Source organism: Macrococcus brunensis (assembly GCF_022343725.1).
GTDB lineage: Bacteria > Bacillota > Bacilli > Staphylococcales > Staphylococcaceae > Macrococcus > Macrococcus brunensis.
Genome location: NZ_CP092179.1, coordinates 1,945,810 through 1,965,588, shown reverse-complemented (window position 1 = coordinate 1,965,588; position 19,779 = coordinate 1,945,810). Strand labels below are relative to the sequence as shown.

22 protein-coding genes are annotated in these 19,779 nt (G+C 42.4%); 20 read left to right on the top strand and 2 right to left on the bottom strand.

Going from position 1 to position 19,779, the window contains the following annotated elements; genetic code table 11:
- The first annotated feature begins 98 nt into the window (after positions 1–98).
- Genes MGG13_RS10405 through MGG13_RS10395 form a run of 3 tightly spaced genes read left to right on the top strand, consistent with a single transcriptional unit; the run spans position 99 to position 1,422 of the window.
- Positions 99–767, top strand: a complete 669-nt coding sequence (locus MGG13_RS10405) for a uracil-DNA glycosylase (RefSeq protein ID WP_133431871.1) — start codon at positions 99–101, stop codon at positions 765–767.
- Entirely contained in the window at positions 757–1,050 is a 294-nt protein-coding gene (locus MGG13_RS10400; RefSeq protein ID WP_133431872.1) for a YwdI family protein, read from the top strand. Before MGG13_RS10405 ends, MGG13_RS10400 begins: the two co-directional genes overlap by 11 nt.
- A gap of 9 nt (positions 1,051–1,059) precedes the next feature.
- A complete protein-coding gene (locus tag MGG13_RS10395; RefSeq protein ID WP_133431873.1) occupies positions 1,060–1,422 on the top strand; it encodes a DUF423 domain-containing protein in 363 nt (120 codons plus the stop codon).
- A 187-nt stretch (positions 1,423–1,609) separates the two neighbouring features.
- On the opposite strand, the gene MGG13_RS10390 is transcribed toward MGG13_RS10395, so the two are convergent.
- Entirely contained in the window at positions 1,610–2,947 is a 1,338-nt protein-coding gene (locus MGG13_RS10390; RefSeq protein ID WP_133431874.1) for an APC family permease, read from the bottom strand.
- Positions 2,948–3,172: 225 nt separating this feature from the next.
- Here MGG13_RS10390 and MGG13_RS10385 point away from each other — a divergent pair, with 225 nt between their 5' ends.
- From MGG13_RS10385 to MGG13_RS10365, 5 genes are all read left to right on the top strand, one after another.
- Positions 3,173–4,135, top strand: coding sequence for an ABC transporter permease (locus tag MGG13_RS10385; RefSeq protein ID WP_239034817.1), 963 nt, complete (start codon positions 3,173–3,175; stop codon positions 4,133–4,135).
- Complete coding sequence (locus MGG13_RS10380) at positions 4,119–5,072, top strand: iron chelate uptake ABC transporter family permease subunit (protein WP_239034816.1); 954 nt, start codon at positions 4,119–4,121, stop codon at positions 5,070–5,072. The genes MGG13_RS10385 and MGG13_RS10380 overlap by 17 nt, the downstream gene beginning before the upstream one ends.
- Positions 5,065–5,868: an iron ABC transporter ATP-binding protein gene (locus MGG13_RS10375; RefSeq protein ID WP_133431877.1), complete on the top strand. Its 804-nt coding sequence runs from the start codon at positions 5,065–5,067 to the stop codon at positions 5,866–5,868. Before MGG13_RS10380 ends, MGG13_RS10375 begins: the two co-directional genes overlap by 8 nt.
- A gap of 90 nt (positions 5,869–5,958) precedes the next feature.
- Entirely contained in the window at positions 5,959–6,990 is a 1,032-nt protein-coding gene (locus tag MGG13_RS10370) for a ferrated catecholamine ABC transporter substrate-binding lipoprotein SstD (protein ID WP_239034815.1), read from the top strand.
- A 91-nt stretch (positions 6,991–7,081) separates the two neighbouring features.
- Complete coding sequence (locus tag MGG13_RS10365) at positions 7,082–7,600, top strand: hypothetical protein (protein ID WP_133431879.1); 519 nt, start codon at positions 7,082–7,084, stop codon at positions 7,598–7,600.
- Positions 7,601–7,919: 319 nt separating this feature from the next.
- On the opposite strand, the gene hemQ is transcribed toward MGG13_RS10365, so the two are convergent.
- Positions 7,920–8,669 carry a hydrogen peroxide-dependent heme synthase gene (gene hemQ, locus MGG13_RS10360; protein WP_239034814.1) on the bottom strand — a complete coding sequence of 250 codons (750 nt, stop codon included), beginning with the start codon at positions 8,667–8,669 and terminating at the stop codon, positions 7,920–7,922.
- Positions 8,670–8,822: 153 nt separating this feature from the next.
- Between hemQ and pta the strand changes: the two genes are divergently transcribed.
- From pta to MGG13_RS10300, 12 genes are all read left to right on the top strand, one after another.
- Positions 8,823–9,809, top strand: coding sequence for a phosphate acetyltransferase (pta, locus tag MGG13_RS10355; protein WP_133431881.1), 987 nt, complete (start codon positions 8,823–8,825; stop codon positions 9,807–9,809).
- Entirely contained in the window at positions 9,809–10,648 is an 840-nt protein-coding gene (locus MGG13_RS10350; RefSeq protein ID WP_239034813.1) for a lipoate--protein ligase family protein, read from the top strand. Before pta ends, MGG13_RS10350 begins: the two co-directional genes overlap by 1 nt.
- Positions 10,638–10,964: a YuzB family protein gene (locus MGG13_RS10345; RefSeq protein WP_133431882.1), complete on the top strand. Its 327-nt coding sequence runs from the start codon at positions 10,638–10,640 to the stop codon at positions 10,962–10,964. The genes MGG13_RS10350 and MGG13_RS10345 overlap by 11 nt, the downstream gene beginning before the upstream one ends.
- Before the next feature lie 121 nt (positions 10,965–11,085).
- Positions 11,086–12,219, top strand: a complete 1,134-nt coding sequence (locus MGG13_RS10340; protein WP_133431883.1) for an ATP-grasp domain-containing protein — start codon at positions 11,086–11,088, stop codon at positions 12,217–12,219.
- A 13-nt stretch (positions 12,220–12,232) separates the two neighbouring features.
- On the top strand, positions 12,233–13,336 hold the full coding sequence (locus MGG13_RS10335; RefSeq protein ID WP_239034812.1) for a GNAT family N-acetyltransferase: 1,104 nt from the start codon (positions 12,233–12,235) through the stop codon (positions 13,334–13,336).
- A 109-nt stretch (positions 13,337–13,445) separates the two neighbouring features.
- Positions 13,446–13,919 (top strand): GNAT family N-acetyltransferase, encoded by a 474-nt coding sequence (locus MGG13_RS10330; protein WP_239034811.1) that lies wholly within the window; start codon positions 13,446–13,448, stop codon positions 13,917–13,919.
- A gap of 77 nt (positions 13,920–13,996) precedes the next feature.
- Positions 13,997–15,292 carry an HD domain-containing protein gene (locus tag MGG13_RS10325; RefSeq protein ID WP_239034810.1) on the top strand — a complete coding sequence of 432 codons (1,296 nt, stop codon included), beginning with the start codon at positions 13,997–13,999 and terminating at the stop codon, positions 15,290–15,292.
- A gap of 12 nt (positions 15,293–15,304) precedes the next feature.
- Positions 15,305–15,811 (top strand): YwhD family protein, encoded by a 507-nt coding sequence (locus MGG13_RS10320; protein ID WP_239034809.1) that lies wholly within the window; start codon positions 15,305–15,307, stop codon positions 15,809–15,811.
- Positions 15,812–15,943: 132 nt separating this feature from the next.
- Positions 15,944–16,354, top strand: a complete 411-nt coding sequence (locus MGG13_RS10315) for a YwiB family protein (RefSeq protein ID WP_239034808.1) — start codon at positions 15,944–15,946, stop codon at positions 16,352–16,354.
- Entirely contained in the window at positions 16,351–18,009 is a 1,659-nt protein-coding gene (argS, locus tag MGG13_RS10310) for an arginine--tRNA ligase (protein ID WP_239034807.1), read from the top strand. Before MGG13_RS10315 ends, argS begins: the two co-directional genes overlap by 4 nt.
- Positions 18,010–18,067: 58 nt before the next feature.
- Positions 18,068–18,877: an ABC transporter substrate-binding protein gene (locus MGG13_RS10305; protein WP_239034806.1), complete on the top strand. Its 810-nt coding sequence runs from the start codon at positions 18,068–18,070 to the stop codon at positions 18,875–18,877.
- The gene (locus MGG13_RS10300) at positions 18,855–19,778 is read left to right on the top strand and encodes a FecCD family ABC transporter permease (protein ID WP_239034805.1); all 924 of its coding nucleotides are present in this window, start codon (positions 18,855–18,857) and stop codon (positions 19,776–19,778) included. The genes MGG13_RS10305 and MGG13_RS10300 overlap by 23 nt, the downstream gene beginning before the upstream one ends.
- The last annotated feature ends 1 nt before the right edge of the window (position 19,779 follow it).

The following is a 19,779-nucleotide window of genomic DNA, read 5'->3' as shown; positions in this document are numbered from 1 at the left end:
CATTCTTTTTCTGATTATTATTATCATAGCATGAATACGGGTATGACAAAATAAAATGCTTACAAATTATGATACAATTCATATGAAGAGGTGATGAGATGAATTGGGATACAATATTCAAGGAAATCAAGGGAAAACACGATTTTACGGAGATGGATTCATTTCTGGAAGAAGCTTATGAAACAAAAGAGATTTATCCGGCGCGTGAGAACATCTATAACGCGTTTAAATACACGCCGTTTGATAAAGTAAAGGTTGTGATACTCGGGCAGGATCCTTATCATGGTCCGGACCAGGCACATGGTTTAGCGTTCTCAGTCAAGAACGGTACCAAGTTGCCCCCTTCACTGCGCAATATGTATAAGGAACTTGAAGAAGATACAGGCTGTGTCAGACAGACAGGTGAACTGACAGGCTGGGCAGAAGAAGGTGTCCTGTTACTCAACACGGTCATGACTGTGGAGAAAGGACAGGCGAACTCACACCGTGGCATCGGCTGGGAAACCTTTACGAACGAAGTGATTAAAGCAGTCAGTGATGAGAAAGAGCATGTTGTGTTCATACTCTGGGGAAAACCGGCACAGAGTAAACTGCCTCTTATTGATACGACGAAACATCATATCATTACAAGCGTCCATCCGAGCCCTTTAAGTGCTTTTCGCGGCTTCTTTGGTTCAAAGCCTTATAGTCAGACAAATGACTATTTGAAAGCACAAGGTCTTGAACCGATTAACTGGTGCAAAGAGGTTGTGATGCATGAAAAATAAGGTCATTCAGCAGATAGAGGCTGAACTGAGTAAGGCAAAGATGTCAGACGGTGAAATGTTTGCAAGACATATGTACGCAGTTGAAACACTTGCAAGACTTGCTGCAACTACCGCGGATGCAGATGAGAAAGTGCAGTACGTGAGTCATTCAAATCCAACCACCTCTCAACCTGTCATATCTGCTGCAGAGCTGAAGATGATGGGTGCGAAAGTCCCAACGAAAGAAAATAAAGCAGTAACAGATGATGGTTTTGGCAATGGCGATTCGTTATTTGATTTTTAGGAGGATAACATGAAGACATTTATTATAATAGGTGCACTTAATGCACTTATCGCAGTGGCGCTCGGTGCTTTTGGTGCACATGGACTTGAAGGAAAGCTGAGCGAGAAATATCTCGACATCTGGAACAAGGCGACGACTTATCAGATGTATCATGCACTAGGATTAGTGTTGATCGGTATCCTGATGGGGACGACTAAACTGAACCTAAATACAGCAGGATGGCTGATGACAGCGGGTATTATTTTCTTCAGCGGTTCACTCTATGTGCTTGCCGTAACACAGATTAAAGTACTAGGCGCGATTACACCAATCGGTGGCGTTCTCTTTATCGCCAGCTGGGCGTTGATGATTCTTGCAGCATGGAAAGCATAAAAAAATGACCCTCAGACGAGGGTCATTTTTTTAGCGGTTATAGTTGTTTGTGTTGTTACGTTTGTTTAACTGACGTTGTAAAATCGGTAAAATGATGGGTGCTAATTTAATTAATAATGAGATTAATCTTTTCATATTGAACTCCTCTTTTCACGGTTTTCTTATTTATAGCCGTTAAATAAATAGCTTAAACATGCTTTTTAAGGAACAGATAAAAAGGAATACCGACGGCAACGATTATCAGTGAATAAAGCGCCCCAAGGAAGTCACTCTGCAGGGTACTGATAATGATGAACAGACCTCCTAGAATAGCGACGATCGGTACGACTGGATAAAGTGGTACCGAGTAAGCTCTTTGACCTTTAAAACGTTTTCTGAGCAGGAATAAACCGACAAAAGCCATGATATAGAAAACATAGATGACAAAAATACAGATTTCGGATAAGTAGTCCGCATTGACGACTTTAGGAAACGCCATCGTCAGAAGGACGAGCAGAAGGCCAAGCAGATAAACGATACTGAGTGCGCCGACTGGTGTATTTGTTTTCGGGCTGACGTAACCGATGACTTTAGAGAATGGCAATAAGTGATCGTCTGCCATCGCAAATGGTACACGAGGGAATGTCATGATCTTACCGTTCAGACAGCCGAAGATGGAGATGATGACACCGATATTGACGAATTTTGCCCCGATAGAACCGAAGAGAACAGTCGCTGCCTGTGCTGAGCTGGTATTACCCATACCGATCAGTTCTGATGCAGGAATGACATGGAAGACGGCAATATTGATGAAAACATAAGCGAGCGTCACGACTGACAGGCCGATAAGCATCGCGAGCGGCAGATTGCGTTTCGCATTTTTCATCTCGCCTGTTAAGTTCGTCAGCATAATCCAGCCGTCGTAAGCGAATAGCGTCGCGAGTACAGCACGACCGAAGTTGATCTCATCCCCATCTTTAATAAGACTCGTTACATCTTGATTAAAGATATCTGCTTTCCCCCATAATAATCCAAAGATGATAATCGCAAATACTGGAATCAGTTTAGCGACTGTTGTGAAGTTCTGCATCGCTCCGCCAAGACCAGTACCCAGAATATTAAGAATGACTAGGAATGTGAGTGCTGCAATCCCAATCCAGATACCCAGGCTCTCACTGAAACCAAAAAAGTTAGCTACTAAAATACCGAAGAATAAAGTGAGAGAAGCGATAATGGCTGGACCATAAATAACAGTCTGGACCCATCCCGTTAAGAAGCCCCAGAAACGACCGTATATATCACGAATATAAGCATAAAGCCCACCTGTCTTCGGAATCTGAGCACCGACTTCAGCGATGGTCAACCCCGCAGCAAGCGTCAGCACACCCCCGACAACCCAGGCTGCAATCGCCATATTGCTGGATCCTGCATGGCCGAGAACGACTGATGGCTTAACAAATACACCGGATCCAATAATCGTACCGATAACAATTGTGATGGCTGTCATCAAGCCGATGGATTTCTTCAGAGAATCCTCCTGATGCATAGAAATACCCCCTTAAATTAAATAATACTCTCTCAATATAGCATGAAAGAGAAGACATAAATACCCCGTAATGAATGCGTATACAAAATAATAAATATTTTTTTCTATTAAATAGGAAAGATTAACATGTTATTAAATTAAATACAGAAAAAAGGTTGAAATGCGTATTAACTTTGTTATCATTATAAATGATAATGATTATCAATTGCAGAGGAGCTTTTTCATATGAAGTTGCGGTACCTGGTTATCCTACTCATTGTACTGTCTATGCTGTCTATTTTTATCGGTGTAGTGGATCTTGCGCCCAGACACCTTTTGCAGCTGACAGCCAATGAAAAAAATATATTGATCAACAGTCGACTGCCGAGGACTATCTCGATCATTCTGGCAGGTGCTGCTCTCAGTATTTCAGGGCTGCTGATGCAGCAGCTGACACGTAATAAATTTGTTTCACCGACAACAGCAGGAACGATGGATTTCGCGAAACTCGGTATTCTGATTGCCATGATTTTCTTCACGGAAGCCCATATTCTCATCAAACTCATCTTTGCGATAATGGCTGCGATTATTGGAACGCTCTCATTTATGTTCATCGTCAACCGTATCAAATACAAAGATGCCATTTTTATTCCGCTCGTCGGACTGATGCTCGGTAATATCGTTTCCAGTTTTGCGACGTTCATGGCGCTTCGATTCAATGCGATGCAGAGTATCGGCAATTTCTTTGTTGGTGATTTTTCGATGGTGACGTCGGGACGTTATGAGATTCTCTATATTATTATTCCGATGGTCATACTGATTTATTTCTTCGCACATCATTTCACCATTGTCGGCATGGGAGAATCGTTTAGTCGCAATCTAGGCATTCCATACGAACGCATCATGAATATCGGTGTTATCATCAGCGCCGTGGTATCGGCGACAGTCGTTGTAACAATCGGAGTTCTGCCGTTCCTAGGTCTTGTTGTGCCGAATATCGTTTATATGCTTGTAGGCGACCACCTGCAGAAGACGCTGCCGTTTACAGCGCTGATTGGTTCGATCCTTGTAATGGTTGCGGACATTTTCAGCCGCCTGATTATTTTTCCTTACGAAATCCCGATTGGTCTGACGCTCGGCATTATCGGCAGCGTGCTTTTCATGCTGCTTCTCTTGAAAAGGAGGAACGAGTATGTCGCCAAAATCTAAGAAAGTTCTGCTATTACTAGTGACGGCGGTCGTATTAATTGGTCTTTATATTCTGATACAGCTGAATATGAATGCACTCGGCTACGTTTTACCTGCACGCGTGCGTAAAGTTGCAGCTATTATTCTGGTAGGCGCAGCCATCGGTGTCTCATCACTGATTTTTCAGACGCTGACAGAAAATCATCTGCTGACGCCGTCAGTCATCGGCCTTGATGCTGTCTATTTATTCCTGCAGACGGTCATCATCTTTATATTCGGGGCTGTCAGTTCGCTGCTGATGAATACGTATATTAATTTCTTTCTTTCTGTTGCTCTAATGGTTCTGTTTACACTCGGACTTTTCAAACTCGTTTTCAGAAAAAATACATCAGTTTACTTTATCCTGCTCTTCGGTCTGGTGATGGGAACTTGCTTTCAAAGTCTTTCAAGCTTCATGCACATGGTCATGAATCCCGATGATTTCCTGATGCTGCAGGACAGATTATTTGCAAGCTTCAATACAGTAAACGAAAAGCTGCTGATTCTCTGTGCAGTTTTAATCGGTTTACTGCTCATCCTCGTCTACCGCAGGAGTCATGAACTGGACGTTTTAAGTCTTGGGAAGATTCATGCGGTCAACCTTGGACTTGATGTCGACAAGTTAACGCGTTCAATGCTGCTGATTGTCGCAATTCTTGTCAGCATTTCAACAGCCCTTGTCGGACCTATCACATTTCTGGGTATCATCGTCTGTAACATTACCTATCAGTTTATCCGGACTTATGAACATAAGCTGCTCATTGTCTGCACGATACTGATTTCAGTGATTACGCTACTGATCGGTCAGATGATGACCCAGTATATTTTTGACGGGACGACTGAAATTACGATTATGATCAATTTTGTCGGAGGACTCTACTTCATCTATTTACTCTTTAAGGAGGGCGCACATGATTAAAGTCAGTCAATTATCGCTTGATATCGGAAAGAAAAAGATCCTTAAAAATGTATCGACAGAAATCAGACAAGGTGCTATAACGGCGATTATCGGTCCTAACGGCGCGGGTAAAAGTACATTGCTCAATGCTGCGACACGTCTGATTGATGTGACAACGGGTTCTGTTGAACTGAACGGGACTGAAATCACTCGTCTGAAAAGTGATCAGGTTGCAAAGGAACTGGCTGTTCTGAAGCAGAGCAATCATACCAATTTAAAACTTACAGTCCGCGAACTGGTGAACTTTGGCCGTTTCCCGTATTCGAAAGGACGACTATCGAAGACAGATAAACAAGTGGTCGATGAATCGCTTGAATATATGGGACTGACGAACATGCAGGAGGCTTATTTAGATGAGCTGTCAGGCGGGCAGAGACAGCGTGCTTTTATCGCGATGACGCTTGCGCAAGATACAGACTATATCTTTTTAGATGAGCCGCTGAACAATCTGGATATGAAACACTCTGTTCAGATGATGCAGCTACTCAGACGTCTCGTAAGAGAAAAACAGAAGACAATCGTCATTGTCATACATGACATCAACTTCGCTTCATGCTACGCAGATTATATCGTCGCGATGAAAGAAGGCGAAATTCTGCTCGACGGACCAAAGGATGATGTCATCACGCCGGAAGCTTTAAAGTCTATCTATGATATGGACATCAACATTGAATGTATTTTTGGGCAGCAGATCTGCGTCTATTTCGATGATGAAAAAACAGTGGATGACTACGTCAGAGAAGTACAGATGGTATAGTCACGCATAATGAAAGGAGTGATGCTGGGGATTAAGTGTTACGTTGGGCGCAAAAATTCGGGGAAAAATTTAAAATACAAGGAGATTACCATGAAGAAATATTCACTTTTAGTACTTAGTTTTGCATTAATTTTAATCTTAGCAGCATGTGGCAGCAAAAAAGAAACGACAACAGAAGAAAAAACAGCAGGAGACTCATCAGAAAATACTGTAGAAATCACAAATGAATACAAAATGATGGGTGAAAAAGAAGATGGCAGCGATGCAAAAGATGTATCAGAAAAAGTAGAAGTCCCTAAAAACTCTAAAAAAGTAGCAGTATTTGATTACGGTACATTGACAACAATGCAGGAACTAGGTCTGAATGATCACGTCATCGGTTTACCTAAAGGTGAAGGTAATCGCTCTGTCCCTGAATTTTTGAAAGAATTCAAAGACGATAAATACACAAACCTCGGCTCACTTAAAGAACCTAACTTTGAAAAACTCGCTGAACTGAGTCCGGAAGTCATCCTTATTTCAGGACGTCAGGCATCAGCTAAAGTCATGGATGAAATGAAAAAAGCAGCACCAGACGCTAAAATTGTCTATGTCGGTACTAAAGATACAGCTTATGTCGACAGTGTAAAAGCCAATACAGACAACATCGGTAAAATGTTCGATAAAGAAGACGAAACAACAAAATTAAACAAAGAATTAGACGACAAGATTGCAGAAGTGAAAAAAATGACAGAAGCATCTGATAAAAAAGGTCTTTTCGTATTAGCGAATGAAGGCGAACTTTCAGTGTTTGGTAAAGGTGGACGTTTCGGCTTCATCCATGATGTATTAGGAGTAAAAGAAGCGGACAAAAATATTAAAGCAGAAGGTCACGGCCAGGTCGTGAACTATGAATATTTCAACAAAGTGAATCCTGACATCATCTTTGCGATGGACAGAGGCGTAGCAGTCGGTGGTAAATCATCAAGCAAGCAAGTGTTATCGAATAAAGTGATTAAAGACGTCAACGCTATTAAAGAAAACAAAGTTATCGAATTAAACCCATACTTATGGTACTTCTCAGGTGGCGGCGTTAAAACAACAATGCAGCAGATCGATGAAATCGAAAAAGCTTATCAATAAACTTAAAATCCGGCAGCAGCCGGATTTTTTTGGTATAAATTGACATGTCAGTCGGGCAGTATTACACTGAAGAAAACTTTGAGGTGACATGATGAATAGAGGATGGTTATGGTGGGCAGTATTGATCATTGCAGGACTAGGTCTTACGATGATGACAGTCATACAGCAAAGAGAAGTACAAAATAGCGGGGTTGAGCCTGTCCGTGATGAAGCTATTGCTCAAGTAGAAGCCGAGACTTATGCATCTGTAGATGAAGCTAGTAAAGCTGTGAAAGAAATACTTTACAAGGATATGGAATTGAATGGGAATAGTTATGGTGGCGATGGGAATCACTATATCGGTACAGCGAGCTATTATAAAAATAAACAATTATACTTAACGCTTTACTATTTTGTAAAAGAAGGAAGTCACTTTAAGCTTTTCATTGGCCGTCATGATATTAAAGCAACACATGATATAGAGAAGTGGCAGGACCATGCGGGTTCTTATACTTTCGATTGTATGTTAGGACCGTACGACAAAGTTAGGAAGTATGAAAAGAAGTATAATTCTTTGAATAGATTTGAAGACAATACCACTCTTTTGGTTAAGGGAGATAAGTCATCTTAAAAACAGCAGTAGGGATGAGGGAGTGTCCGTCATTATGACTTTTCCGGATACAACTGATGTAAATCAGCTTCAGAGGTCAGAGAAGTGTCCGCCATACTACATTTGTCGGACACAACTCGTCCGCCACGCGACTATTCATCAGGGAAGTGTCCGCCATACTACATTTGTCGGACACAACTCGTCCGCCACGCGACCATTCATCAGGGAAGTGTCCGCTATCCCGCTTTTACCGGACACAACGCGCGGTCACATAACTATCCATCAAAAAAGAGTCCGCTATTCACAAAATAGCGGACTCTTTTCTATTCACTATCACACTTTAAACTTCAAATAATGACGACAGGTCATCCTGCTCTAAAATATTACCAACGAAGAACTCACCAAACTCGCCGTAGCGGGCAGAGACTTCGTCAAAACGCATTTCATATACTAACTTTTTGAACTGCAGTACATCATCAGCGAAAAGTGTTACGCCCCATTCATGGTCGTCAAAACCGACAGAACCTGTGATGAACTGTTTCACTTTACCGGCGTAGCCGCGTCCAATCATGCCGTGTGAACGCATGAGGCCTTTGCGGTGATCCATGTCAAGCATATACCAGTTATCATTGCCCTCGCGGCGTTTATCCATTGGATAGAAACAAACGTACTCTGTGCGAGGAATTTCTGGGTATAAACGTGAACGGACGTGAGGGTTCTGATATGGATCTTCGTCAGAGTCACCAGCTAAGTAGTTGCTGAGTTCAATGACTGATACGTATGAATAGGTCGGGATTAAATAGTCGCTGATAGCCAGTTTATTGAATTCTGTTTCAAGTGCTGTCAGCTGTTTCATTTCAGGGCGCAGCATCCAGAGCATTAAGTCTGCTTTCTGGCCAGTGATATTATAGAACGCATAAGAACCTTCTTTTGCTTCATGGTTCGCTTCAAGTTTAGTTAAATATTCTTTCAGCTCAGTGACCATCTGTTCGCGGTCTTCTGCTTCCACTAGTTTCAGGCTTGTGAAATCGATGGCATAAAATAAATGGAGGCTGTACCAGCCATCTAATGTTTTTGCTGCTTCAATCATTCATATCTCTCCTCTTGTCTTAGTCCTCTCCAATATACCATAATTAGCGGAAAATTCTGCATTCAGACTTTTACAAATTGATGACGTGAATTCTATTCGCAAATGCTCTATAATAAGGATGTAAATTGTATGAAACACTACTAGGAGGCTATTATGGCTAATTTAATGGATGTATTAAAAGGCAAATTAGAAGGTAAGAATGTCCGCATCGTCTTCCCTGAAGGTAACGATGAGCGTGTTCTCGCAGCAGCAGTGGAACTCGGTAAATCTGATTACGTATCACCTATCGTGTTAGGTAAAGAAGAAGAACTGAAATCACTTAGCGAAAAACTCGGTGTATCTTTAGACGGTTTAGAGACAATCGATCCTGCGACTAGCGAATTACGTTCAGAATTAATCGCTTCTTTCGTTGAGCGTCGTAAAGGTAAAGCAACTGAAGAGCAGGCTGAACAAATGATGAACGACGGCAACTACTTCGGGACAATGCTTGTTCATACAGGTAAAGCAGCAGGGCTTGTATCAGGTGCTGCTCACTCTACAGCTGATACAGTGCGTCCAGCGCTTCAGATCATCAAAACAAAACCTGGTGTTGCGAAAACATCTGGCGTCTTCTTCATGTTACGTGAAGATGAACAGTATGTATTTGGTGACTGTGCCATCAACCCGACTTTAGAAGCATCTGACTTAGCTGAAATCGCTATCGAGAGTGCGAAGACTGCACAAAGCTTCGGCATGGATCCTAAAGTAGCAATGCTCAGCTTCTCAACTAAAGGATCAGCAAAAACCCCTGAAACAGAAAAAGTCGTAGAAGCGACTCGTTTAGCACAGGGAAAACAAGCAGAAGCGGGACTTGAAAATGTCGTAATCGACGGTGAATTCCAGTTCGATGCTGCATTCGTTCCTTCTGTAGCTGCTAAAAAAGCACCTGAATCTCCAATCCAAGGTGATGCGAATGTCTTCGTATTCCCAAGTCTTGAAGCGGGTAACATCGGTTACAAAATTGCTCAACGTTTAGGTGGATTTGATGCGATTGGACCTATCCTTCAAGGTTTAAATGCACCTGTTAACGACTTATCACGTGGCTGCTCAACTGACGATGTCTATGACTTAGCAATCATCACAGCAGCACAAACACTTTAATGTCCAAGTTTCAGGACAGATGGCAATATACTGATCATACGACAGGACTGCAGCCTATGCAGTCCTTCAGTTTTGATGACACCTTTTGTCATTTGGTCGGCAAGGAGAACTGGGACAGTGTCGTACGCACGTGGGTTCACCAGCATGTCGTTATATTAGGAATCCATGACAGCAGACTGCCGCACTTAAAAGAGGGAATTGATTATCTTATTGAGCAGGGGTATGGTGCCATCGTTCGGAATTCAGGTGGACTAGGTGTTGTACTTGATAGTGGTGTCTTAAATATCTCATTAATATTTAACGGCGGTGAATCGTTCTCGATAGATGGTGGCTACGAGCTGATGTATGACCTTATTAAAGAGATGTTCAAAGAGTATGGTGTCATAATTGAAGCGAAGGAAATCGTGCACTCGTATTGTCCTGGCAGCTATGATTTAAGCATCAATGATCGTAAGTTTGCCGGCATCTCACAGCGCAGGGTGCGTGGCGGGGTCGCCGTGCAGATTTATCTCTGTGTAGAGGGTAGTGGCAGCGAGCGCGCCCGTCTGATGCAGGAATTCTACAAGCGTGCACTTCAGGATGAAGAGACAAAATTCAGTTATCCAGAGATTCACCCTGAAGATATGGCGAGTTTAAGTGAACTCCTGGGATTTGAACTGACCGTACAGGACATTCTGTTCAAGCTGCTCGGTGCAATGAAATCTCTCGGTTCACAATTATCGATGGTAGAGATGACAGATGAGGCCTGGTCATTGTATAATGATTACTTCGATAGAATGATTGAGCGTAATGATAAAATGAGAAAAAATATGGAGGATGTGAACAGCAATGCGCAATAAGTTTCAAGTCTGCGATGACTGTCAGGCGGTTAACCTGCGAACTTTATTACCTAAACTCGAAAAAATAGATCCAGATGCGGAAATAGAAGTCGCATGTCAATCTTACTGTGGTCCCGGACGAAAGAAAACATTCGCATTTGTTAACAATCGTCCATGTGCGGCTCATACAGAAGAAGAACTGATGGAGAAAGTCGAGAAACGACTAGCTCAAAAGCGTGATCCGGAAGAAGAGGCGAGACTTCAGAAACGAAATGAAGAACGTAAACGCCGGATGGAAGAGCAGGAAGCTAAAATTAAAGCAAAACGTATGAAGTAAAGTTCTACCGTTATAAACGGTGGAACTTTTTTTCTTTACAATGTAACAACATTATCTTTATCTCAAATTTACAGGACCTTTACAACTGGCTGATATAGTAGAGGAGAAGAATAATGACGAGATGAAGGGTGGACTCATACAGATGAAACGTATTCTGATAACAGGTGCACGTGCACCGATCTCTTATGCAGTGGTTCAACAGCAGGTCGCACTCGGCAATCAGGTTTATCTGACAGATTCAACAAACAAAGTCAGCATCAAAAATACAAAATTCATCGAGAAATTCATCATGACGACTTCTCCCCGCTTTTCTACACAGGAATATATAGAAGATATCAATTCCATTGTGCGTGAATATGATATCGATTATATTCTGCCGCTCAACGAAGAATCGTTCTATCTTTCATACTCTAAACATTTGCTGGCGGCACCGGTCTGGGTAGAAGACATCGATAAAATGCTGTCTGTCCATAATAAATTCAATTTTACAAAGCTGATGCAGGAGATGGGATTTAAAGTCCCTGATACCTCTTATGTCTATAATAAAAAGGAACTGACATCTTTTATTACAAACCATCCGGATGAACACTATATCGTTAAACAGCCTTTCGGACGTTTCGGTCAGTCTGTGCGTAAACTATCAAGATATTCACTGGAGTTCGGCAATGAAGTCCGGTTTCCCTTTATGATTCAGACGCTTATCTACGGGACAGAATGGTGTTCTTATTCGATGGCTTATGAAGGACAGGCTCTGTCAACGTCACTCTACTTGTCTAACACACATGAAAGTTATAACTGTTCCACTCATTTTCATTCACAGAAGAATCCTGAGCTGCAGGCAGTGATTGAAGAAGTGATCAGCAAACTGAACTGGTCTTATCAGATCGCGTTTGACGTTATTCAGTGCAGTAAGACAGGAGAATTCTATTTCATCGAGTGTAATCCTAGAGCGACAAATGGAGCTTTATTCATGAAGCCTGAAGTCTGGAATCTGGAAGTCACTGCACCGACCTATGAGGTCAGACAGCTGATTTTCGTCTCGCTTTTCAACTGGATGAAGAAACCGAAGAAAGATACATTTGAGAAACTCAAGTACGGTAAAGATGTCTTCTGGCACCCTAATGAAAAAGTGATTTTCTTTGAACAGCTGATCAGCGGTGCCCAGTGGTGGGTATCAGCGAAAAGAAAGAAAGTCGCAGTCAATGCGATAACGACGTATGATATTGAATGGAACGATGAACTGATCAGCTTATAAAGCGAGGGATTCTATGATTTACACGAGATTTGAGACCATTCCGTTCGAACAGGTCACTGATCTGCACATCAATAAAGACTATCTTAAATATAAGATGAATGGCATGGAGCGCGGCATCACAAATGTACACGCTAAAGTAGAAGTGCTATTGATAGATGGACACTTAATTCCATACAGCGTTAAATCAGGTGCTTATAATGACAGCTGGATTCATTCATTTACCGGGCAATATATCGAGGAAATGGTCAGTGAAGTTGAACGCATGACCCTACCTTCTATTGCTCGAAAGGGTGCTGCTCTCCTGCTCAGTGCAGGGCGATTAATCTTAAAAGGAACAAGGGAAAAGACAGTCACGGTCTTCCCGTCATTTATGTCAACGACGCTCTATAGCGATAATCAGCTGAAGTATATCAGTCAGCTGACAGAAGAACTAAGCCGCCGCTACCCTCGTCATGCGCTTGTCTTCAGGACAGTCAGCGAAGAAGCAGTTAAAGAGCAGCTGGAAGCAGCGGGCTACGCACCGTTGATTTCACGCGCCATCTATGTTTATGATGCTGCTGAGTCTCATACTAAGAATGAACGAAAAGACCTGAAAAAAGATATTAAAAAACTGGAGAAAAGCGGACTGTCCGTATCTGATGAACTATCAGCAACTGACTTTGATGCACTCATTCCTTTATATACTCAAGTTTATCTTGATAAATATTCTATACATAACCCGCACTACACCGCTGACTTTTTCCGTTTTATATATGACTATGTGCCCCTTAAATGGTTTGTTCTAAGAGACGGTGACCATATCGTTTCGTTTATGGCGGTGCAGCAAAAAGGGGATATGCTCTTTCCGGCATATTTTGGCATGGATCAGTCTTATAAAGGATTATATTTTATGACAAGCGGACTGCTCTATCAGTATGCTAATGATAAAGGGCTCAAAATCAATAACAGTGCGGGCGCAAAAGACTACAAATTAGCGCGAGGCTCGAGACCTTTTCTTGAATATCACCTCGTCTATACGAAGCATCTGAAAATCGAGCAGCGTATCTTCTATGATTTATTTGTTAAATGCGCCACACCCCTCGGTGCATTTTTACTCAAAAAACTCCAGTTTAAATAAATAGTTTATCTACTATTCTGACAATTTTAGGCGTATAATAAATCTATCATTTTAAAAAGAGCAGTCGGACGCAGGTCCGTCTTTTCTTTTTTTTAACGAGGTGTGGAATATGGTTAATATCAGAAAAGCGAATGTAGAAGATATACCGGCTATTCGCCGTGTTGCGACGATGGCCTGGCATGACACTTATCAGAATATCGTAGCAGCAAGCACAATCGCACAATTGCTTTCTGCAGCTTACAGTGATGAACGTCTGACTAAAAGACTGGATAGTTCTGTATTTCTAGTGGCAGAGGAAAATAACGAAGTCGTTGGCTTTACAAACTTTATCAACGGCACAGAACTCTTCTTATCAGCCATTTACGTTATACCCGGCTACCAGCGTCAGAATATTGGCGGCAGACTTATTGCGGCTGGTCTTGAAATCTGTAACGACTATCATGAACTTTTCGTTGAAGTGGCAAGCGATAATGAAACAGCCGGTAACTTCTACCGTAAAAATGGATTTGTACTTGTTCGCGAATACGAAGAAGACTTGTTCGGAGAGAAAGTCACAACAGGTTTACTGAAGAAAAAACTATAATTAGACGAGGAAACGCGATACGAGAGCGTTTCCTTTTTTTATGGTAAAATTGATATATTCTATGTTGGAGGACACGAATGAGCTATCAATTTCAGAAAATGCCTGAAGAAAAAGTATTTAAGGATCCAGTCCATCGTTATATCCACGTCAGAGACCAGCTGATCTGGGACCTGATTAAAACGAAGGAATTTCAACGACTGAGACGTATCAAGCAGCTCGGCACACTCTATCTGACGTTCCCGTCTGCAGAGCATTCAAGGTTCACACATTCGCTCGGTGTATATGAGATTGTAAGACGGATGATTGATGAAATCTTCAGAAACAGATCGGCCTGGCATGACGAGGATCGACCGCTTGCGCTTTGTGCAGCGCTTCTGCATGATTTAGGGCACGGACCATTCTCACATTGTTTTGAGAAGATATTCAATACCGATCACGAAGCCTATACCCAGTCTATTATTACAGGTGATACAGAAGTCAATGCTGTCTTGTCCCGTGTACATCCAGGTTTCGCTCAGGAAGTAGCTGATGTCATCAACAAGACGCACAAAAATAAACTGGTCATCTCGATGATTTCCTCACAGATAGACGCTGACCGTATGGATTATCTGCAGCGAGATGCATACCATACAGGTGTAAGCTACGGCAGTTTTGATATGGAGCGTATCTTAAGGCTGATGCGTCCGACAGAAGATGAAGTCGTCATTAAAGAAAGTGGCATGCATGCGGTTGAAGATTACTTGATGAGCCGTTACCAGATGTACTGGCAGATTTATTTTCACCCAGTCAGTAGAGGCGGCGAAGTACTGCTGAACCGTTGTTTTAAACGGGTAAAAGTATTATACGAAACAGGCTATCAGTTTAAGTCACAGCCCGTGCATCTGCTGCCGTTTTTTGAAGATGCGGTCTCTGTCCAGGATTACTTAAGGTTGGATGAGACGGTTCTATTTTTCTATCTCCAGGAGTGGATGGACGAGGAAGATGCTATTTTAAGTGATTTGTCGCGTCGATTTGTGAACCGAGATCTATTTAAATATTTACCGTTTGATGGTTCTGTCATTACAATCGGTGAACTGACAGAGCTCTTCACGCAGGCAGGTATTGATCCGGAATATTATTTTGTATCAGATGCATATAGTGATCTGCCTTATGACTATGACCGACCAGGCTCGAAAAATAACCGTAAGCCAATTCATCTGCTGACAAGGCAGGACCAGATAAAAGAGATCAGTACTCAGTCCGTCATCATCAATAGTATTACCGGCGTCAATCGTATGGATTATAAACTCTACTATCCAAAAGAGATGATTGTGAACATTAAAGATTCAGCAATTAAAGGCGCCATCATTAATCTGCTGAATGAATTAAACTAGAGGTGAAGTCAAATGGCACAATTTCAGTTCAATATTATTAAGAACGACCCTTTAGACGGGCACAAAGGAACAAACGCAGGTTCTATCAGTCTTGAAAATGTCGCACCGGTCTTTATCGACGTGCTGGAGAAGCGTGCTTTTATTGATATCGGCGCGATGCACGCCAGAAGCGAAGTGGAAAAACGCGTGAAATGGATAGATGACGAGGAAGAAGTAAAAGGCGCGGATGCTAAACCTTACTGGCTGGTCTGGGTGACAACAGAACGGGGTGCAAACGGTCCTTACTATGCGGGGGTGACAGCCTGCTACATGCTCGTCAATAAAACGAAAAAAAGAGCATTCAAGCGCATGCATGAACATGTCAACATGATGGATAAATCGATGAAACATCACTTTATTCTCGACCAGATTGGTGATGACAATAAGCAGATTCTCGCTGAATTTCTAGAGCAGCATAACGAAGTGATGTGGCAGAATGCGCCGCAGGAACTAAAAGCGCAGTTAAATGTGTCAGAATAGTGAAACCCTTGAATTTTTAGAGTGAGAGTCGTAAGATGGTACTAGCTATCAAAATAGCTAGGACACTAAAGAAAGCAGGTCACTGTACCTGCTTTCTTTATTTTTTGCTATAATGTTGGCAGGTGAATAAAAATGAAAATTTGGGTAACGACAGAGCAGAAAATTAAACAGCATCATGAACTGCAGAAATTCAGAGGGGAGAGCGCTGGCGAACTGACCGAAAAACGAGTGGCTTATCTCACTTATACAGAAGAAGTGGGCGACGAGGCAATCGCTGTCAGAGTGAAGCTTGACCCGGCAGGTATCCGTATATCCCGTAAAGGCACGATCAATATGGATTTTCTGTTTATAGAAGGAAAAACAACGCAGAATATTTATGAAACCCCAGCAGGACGTACTGTCATGGATGTCCATACTACAAAACTCGACTATAAAAAACTATCGGTCGGTGGCCGTCTTGTCATTGAATATGAACTCAGTGAGCAGAACGTCAGTCACGGACATTTTAGATATCAACTAGACTATAAGGAGAGATTACAATGAATATTGTTAACGCGCTCAAAAGTACTTTGATCGAAGAAATCAAAGCTGCTATTTTAAAGGCAGAACTCGTGACTGAAGTACCTGAAATTAAGATTGAAACACCGAAAGATACAGCAAATGGAGATTATGCTTCTAATATTGCGATGGTACTGACAAAGCTTGCTAAACGTAATCCGCGTGAAATTGCCCAGCTGATCGTAGATGACCTCGATGCATCTAAAGCACATGTTGAAAAAGTGGAAATTGCCGGCCCTGGTTTCATCAACTTCTACATGGATAACAGTTATCTGACAGATATTATCTCTCAAGCCTTATCTCAGCAGGACAAATTCGGCCATCAGTCTGAACAGAAAGAAGAGAAAATTCTTCTTGAATACGTATCTGCGAACCCGACAGGCGATTTACATATCGGACATGCACGTAATGCGGCAGTCGGTGACACACTGGCCAATGTTCTCGCGGCAGCAGGTTATCCGGTAGAAAGAGAATATTACATCAATGATGCCGGTAAACAGATTGAGAACTTAGCGTATTCAATTGAAGCACGTTACCTGCAGGCACTCGGTCAGGACGCAGAACTCCCGGCAGATGGTTACCATGGTAAAGATATCATCGGTATCGCAGAAGACCTTGCTAAGAAGGATGCGAGCTACAAGGATATGCCGTCTGAGGAACGTCTGAAAGCGTTCCGTCAGCTAGGTCTGGAATATGAGATGAAGAAACTGAAACAGGATCTCTCTGATTTCAATGTTCATTTTGACAACTGGTTCAGTGAGACAACGTTATACGAGACAGGTAAAATTGATACGGCGCTGTCTAAGATGCGAGACAATGGTTATATTTTTGAAGAAGACGATGCGACATGGTTACGGACTACTGATTTCAAAGACGATAAAGATCGTGTCCTGATTAAGAAGGACGGCAGCTATACTTACTTCCTGCCTGACATCGCCTATCATTATGACAAAATTGAACGCGGTAACGATACGCTGATCAATTTATTCGGTGCTGACCATCATGGTTATATCCCACGTCTGAAAGCGTCTCTTGAAACACTGGGTATCGATTCAGAACGTCTGGAAGTTCAAGTGATGCAGATGGTTCGTTTGATGAAAGACGGCCAGGAGATGAAGATGAGTAAGCGTACGGGGAATGCCATTACATTACGTGACATCATGGACGAAGTAGGTATTGATGCTGCACGTTATTTCCTGACGATGCGAAGCCCTGACACGCATTTTGACTTCGATATGGAACTTGCGACAAGTGAATCAAGTGATAATCCTGTTTATTATGCTCAGTACGCACATGCGCGTATCTGTTCAATCATTAGAGCGGCAAAAGAACAGGGAATCGAGATTGATTCAAATGCAGATTTCAGTCTTATCACAAATGATAAAGCGTTTGAACTGTTGAAACGTGTTGCTGACTTTGAAAGTACAATAGAATCGGCAGCAGAACACCGTGCCCCGCACCGTATTACAAACTATATTCAGGATTTAGCAAGTCATTTCCATAAATTCTATAATGCAGAGAAAGTTCTGACAGAAGATGCTGCGAAGTCAAGCGCACATGTTGCGATGATTGAAGCGGTCAGAATCACATTGAAAAATGCACTGGCATTAATCGGTGTTTCTGCACCGGAAAAGATGTAAATCCTAAGCGGAACTGAAGAATCAGTTCCGCTATTTTTCTATATTAAGGGAGATGTCGATGAAAAAGTCAGTATTAATATTCTCGTTTTTTATGCTCAGTGGTTGTCAGGCGGATCAATCGGAAGATCGAATCGTCAGTCTGATGCCAAGCAATACAGAGATTCTTTATGAAATGGGGCTCGGCGATGAAGTCGTCGGTGTTTCAACAAATGATGACTACCCAAAAGATGTAAAGACTAAAGAACAGTTTGACAGTTTTAATCTCAATAAAGAACAGTTACTGCGAGCGAAGCCTTCAGTGATTGTCACCCATGAATCTGCACGTGCGAGTCAGCAGAAAGTACTGGATTCTCTAAAAGATAAGGGTATCAAGATTGTCTATGTCAAAGAGGCGAAGAAGCTGGATGAGATAGATGACACAGTGATGCAGATTGCTGAATCGGTGGATCATGAAAAAGAAGGTAAAGAGCTGGCAGAGCGCATTGATCAGGATAAGAAAAGGGTCCTGAAAAAGTACAGCCATTTACCTGAAAAGAAAGTATTTATTGAAGTTTCATCAGAGCCGGACATCTATACAGCAGGCCAGCATACGATTATGGACGATATGCTGTCGAAACTTAAAATGTCTAACACATTCCATGATATAGAAGGATGGCAGCCAGTTGCTCTTGAAACAGTCGTGCGACGAAAACCGGATGTCATGCTATCTGTGACGGGTGCTAAGGCTGAGGATTACAGGGCACTTGTCAAGAAGCGTCCAGGACTGAAAAATGTAAAGACCCATACATTGAACGATGACTGGATAACGCGCCCGGGTCCAAGAATCTCGAAAGGACTGGAAGAGCTTGCAAAAGCGCTGGAAGATTAAGCTCGCCTGCGTCCTGATAGGTGTTATGTTCTGTCATATTTTCTTTGTCAAAGGACATCTTCTGCCAGTCGATGCCTTTGACTGGCTGATTATCCGTGATATCAGGCTGCCACGCACGATACTCGGATTCCTGACAGGTTTCATCCTTGCGATCACAGGAGCAGTTTTTCAGACCATCTTCAATAATAAACTAGCTGATTCTTTCACGCTTGGTATCGCAGGCGGTGCAAGTCTCGGTAGTGCGCTTGCGGTCGTGATAGGTATATCAGCGGCAGTCATGAGTGTCGCAGGAAGTCTGCTGACGCTTCTCGCAGTCGTCTTGCTCACGCAGCTTTATTTTCGTCATGAGCAGCGTACAGGTATGATACTTTTCGGTATGTTTATTAATTTCTTCTGTTCAAGTGCACTGTATGGCCTGGTCATCCTATGGCCAGGCCAATCGAGACAGCTCTTAAATTACCTTTTCGGCAGTATCGGCACAGCCGAATGGCAGAATATCTATGTGCTTATTCCCGTTACTTTAATCGGCCTGGCTGTTCTCCTTAAACTGGCCCGTCCTATCATGATAGTTGCGAGCGGTGAGACCATTGCACGCGGTGTAGGCGTTGAACAGCAGAAAGTGGAATATACAGCGCTCATTATCTCTTCAATCATGACTGCTGTTCTGGTCAGTATAACCGGCATTATCGGGTTTGTCGGATTGATTGTGCCGCAATTTTTTAAACAGACAACAACGCTGCTGATAACAGGTATAGTAGGCGGAATTGCAGTTATAGCAGCAGATTTTCTGGGTAATAATATGTTGACGCCATTACAGATACCCGTCAGCGTGCTTCTTTCACTAGTAGGACTTCCTTTACTGATGATGATCATGCTCAAAAAAGAATGGAAAAGGAGATAGC